This is a genomic window from Desulfonatronospira sp. (assembly GCA_003563255.1).
In the GTDB taxonomy this organism is placed as follows: Bacteria; Desulfobacterota; Desulfovibrionia; order Desulfovibrionales; family Desulfonatronovibrionaceae; genus Desulfonatronospira.
The window spans coordinates 1-2,749 of the sequence record PWSL01000014.1; the positions used below are offsets into that span (position 1 = coordinate 1).

Consider the following 2,749-nt stretch of genomic DNA (forward strand, 5'->3'; position numbering starts at 1 on the left):
ACATATCCGGGTTTTTCAGGCTTATGTTGGGATCCAGAATGGGCACGGTAGCCCTTTCTTTATAGGCCACAAGGATCCAGAACAGGATGGCCGCGCTCTGGATCATGGACATGCCGAAGATTTTCTTAATCAGGTTTTTCTTCATCATCATGGCGTACAGTCCGATGACAAAAAGAAGCATCAGAAAAAAATGGGCGTAATAGCCTTCAATTAGTTCCAGCATGGCCTATTCCCAATACGTCGTCATAGATTGCTACCAAGCCGGTCATTACAGCCATGGTAATACCCAGCTCGACAAAGAGTATGCCGTAATAGCGAAGGTCAGGACCTTCCAGAAAAGGGACGGGCAGATAGTGATAATCCATGAATTCTCCGCCGCCCAGAATGGCGATAATTCCGGTGGCGGCAAAGATGAAAGCTCCCAGCGCGCACAGGGCCACAGTTTTTTTGCTGGATACATGAGCTTGGCTGTGCACTGAGCCCATGCTCATGCGCAAAAGCAGCACTCCGGCAGCCAGGAGCACGCCGCCCTGGAATCCGCCGCCGGGTCCGTAGTGACCGTGAAAAAAGACGTATATGCCCAGAAGCTGGATAAACGGAGCCAGTCCCCGGGCGGCTATTTCGATGATGGGACTCTGGGTCTGGGTTATCATGGCCTTCTCCTTAAGATGAAAAAGCAGGTCATGACACCGGCAAAGACTACTACCACCTCGCCCAGGGTATCCACTGACCGGTAATCTGCCAGCACCACGCAGACCATGTTTGGCGTGTGGGTGTCCTTGTAGGCGTATTTAATGTAATAAGCTCCCGCCACCTGTGAGTCAGCAGGACTAACTATCTGGCTCGCCGGAGCATCCAGATCACCGCGGGGAGGCATGTCCATAACCGTGTAAAACAAAAAAACGGTCAGGACTGCAAGCAGTAAGAATTGAAACGCTTTCAATCGCAACTCTTCCTTGTGGTTTTAAAAATGGCCACTACCAGGTATATGCCTACAACGCCCGCACCCACCACTGCTTCAGTAAAGCCTACGTCCACAGAACCCAGAGAGATCATGATCAGGGCTACAATGAAACTGTAAATGGTCAGGGTGATTACAGCAGCCAGAAGGTTTCTCAGCTGTAAAGCAATTAATGCGGCCACAATCAATATGATAAAAAGCATCAGTTCTATTGCCCACGGCATGGCTCAGCCCTCTTTTTGCTTTTTCGACCATGGTTTAACCCCGTGGATGAGCGCTCTGCGGCTCAGGGCATGAGCAGCCACAGGTGCGGTCAGGGCCACGAAGGCGGCCACCAGTATCATTTTTAAACTTGTCAGGCTGAAGCCTACAAAGAAAACCAGCCCCAGGACAAAAAGCATTATTCCCAGGGTATCCACTTTGGTGGCGGCATGGGCCCGGCAGTAGACATCGGGGAAACGGACGAGTCCGATGCTTCCGGCGAGCATAAAAAGCGCGCCTCCAAGCACTAACAATACACCGAGGAAGTTGGTGATAAACTGCATTGATCAGGACCTCGTGGATGATGTGGTCCGGAAATACCTGGCCACGGCGATTACAGCGATAAAATTGAGTACAGCGTATCCCAGGGCAATGTCCACAAACATGTCCGGACGGCCGTACACCAGACCAAAGAGCAGCACCAGGGTGATGATCTTGGCTCCTACGGCGGCAGCTCCCAGTAGGCGGTCAAAGACCGTCGGCCCTTTCAACACCCGATAAAAAGGGATGAGCAGGACTATCACCAGGGCTGCGGCGATAAGGACAAAGAAGGTATCCATCAGGCATCCCCCTTATCTTTGGGCTCCACCGCCTTTTTTATTTCCCAGGCTCTTTCCATTATGCAGATATCGTCGCACATCTCCTCGGGAGTGCAGTGTTCGAGATAGAGGCAGCCCACCCGGGATTCCATATCTCCGCTGACCAAATCTTCTTCCAGCTTTTGCACCAGGGCATGCACGATGAAACGGTTGCCCCGGATATCCAGGGTCAGAGTCCCTGGGGTCAGGGTGATGGAGTTGCCTAGAATGACTTTGGCTATGGGGTTGGGCAGCCTGGAGTCAAAACGGACTATCATTGGATTGATGGGCATTCTGGGATGCAGAGTCAGATAGGCCACATAAGTGGCGGATTGGGCGATCTGCCACAGGAGCCAGGGGATATATTTGAGGAGTCTGCCGATATAGATGCGGTTGCCGGTCAAAACCTCGCCGCTGCTGATGGGAATAAGGCGGGCCTTGTGATTAAGCCAGACAACAAATGCTACGGAAACAGCCCCGTAGAAGATGGGCTCAAGATAGAAGCGGCCGCTCAGGACCAGCCACAGGGCCATAAGCAATGCTGCCTGGATAAGTATTCCCCTGTGCTGTACCAGGAATCCTGGTGGGGAGCTGTCGCCGGAGCTGATTTGAGCCATATCGGGAACCTTCTTTAGGGGTTGAAGCTTAGGTTCGAGTTAGGTTCGTATCCGTTTCAACAGGTTCGAACTTTTAGAGATCTTTTATGAAACTGTCAAGATAAAAAAATCACAAAGTAGCAATTTTATTTTTGTTGATTTCAAATAATCATCACGTCACTCAATCCGTCTCACGAGATGCTGATTTATTCAGGTATAATATTTCTGTCAAGTGAAATTTTGCACAAATTCTTTTCAGGCTCAAGTGAAGAGATCTCCTAGACTGGTTAGTTATCTCTGTCAAGAGAAAATTCTCACAAATACTTGACAGGAATCCGGGTTTGATAAATCCT

The 2,749-nt window shown here is 50.4% G+C and carries 7 protein-coding genes; all 7 read right to left on the reverse strand.

Annotated features, from left to right (window positions below; genetic code table 11):
• Positions 1-223, reverse strand: a 223-nt coding sequence (locus QZP87_RS00500; RefSeq protein ID WP_291320968.1) for an NADH-quinone oxidoreductase subunit K, incomplete at its 3' end; no start/stop codon positions are given.
• Entirely contained in the window at positions 207-653 is a 447-nt protein-coding gene (locus QZP87_RS00505) for an MnhB domain-containing protein (protein ID WP_291320969.1), read from the reverse strand. The genes QZP87_RS00505 and QZP87_RS00500, both read right to left, overlap by 17 nt.
• Positions 650-943: a hydrogen gas-evolving membrane-bound hydrogenase subunit E gene (gene mbhE, locus QZP87_RS00510; protein ID WP_291320970.1), complete on the reverse strand. Its 294-nt coding sequence runs from the start codon at positions 941-943 to the stop codon at positions 650-652. The genes QZP87_RS00505 and mbhE overlap by 4 nt, the downstream gene beginning before the upstream one ends.
• Complete coding sequence (locus QZP87_RS00515) at positions 940-1,185, reverse strand: hydrogenase subunit MbhD domain-containing protein (protein WP_291320971.1); 246 nt, start codon at positions 1,183-1,185, stop codon at positions 940-942. The genes mbhE and QZP87_RS00515 overlap by 4 nt, the downstream gene beginning before the upstream one ends.
• 3 nt (positions 1,186-1,188) lie before the next feature.
• Positions 1,189-1,506, reverse strand: a complete 318-nt coding sequence (gene mnhG / locus QZP87_RS00520) for a monovalent cation/H(+) antiporter subunit G (RefSeq protein ID WP_291320972.1) — start codon at positions 1,504-1,506, stop codon at positions 1,189-1,191.
• A 3-nt stretch (positions 1,507-1,509) separates the two neighbouring features.
• Complete coding sequence (locus QZP87_RS00525; protein ID WP_291320973.1) at positions 1,510-1,782, reverse strand: monovalent cation/H+ antiporter complex subunit F; 273 nt, start codon at positions 1,780-1,782, stop codon at positions 1,510-1,512.
• Positions 1,782-2,417 carry a Na+/H+ antiporter subunit E gene (locus QZP87_RS00530; RefSeq protein WP_291320974.1) on the reverse strand — a complete coding sequence of 212 codons (636 nt, stop codon included), beginning with the start codon at positions 2,415-2,417 and terminating at the stop codon, positions 1,782-1,784. The genes QZP87_RS00525 and QZP87_RS00530 overlap by 1 nt, the downstream gene beginning before the upstream one ends.
• Positions 2,418-2,749 lie beyond the last annotated feature (332 nt).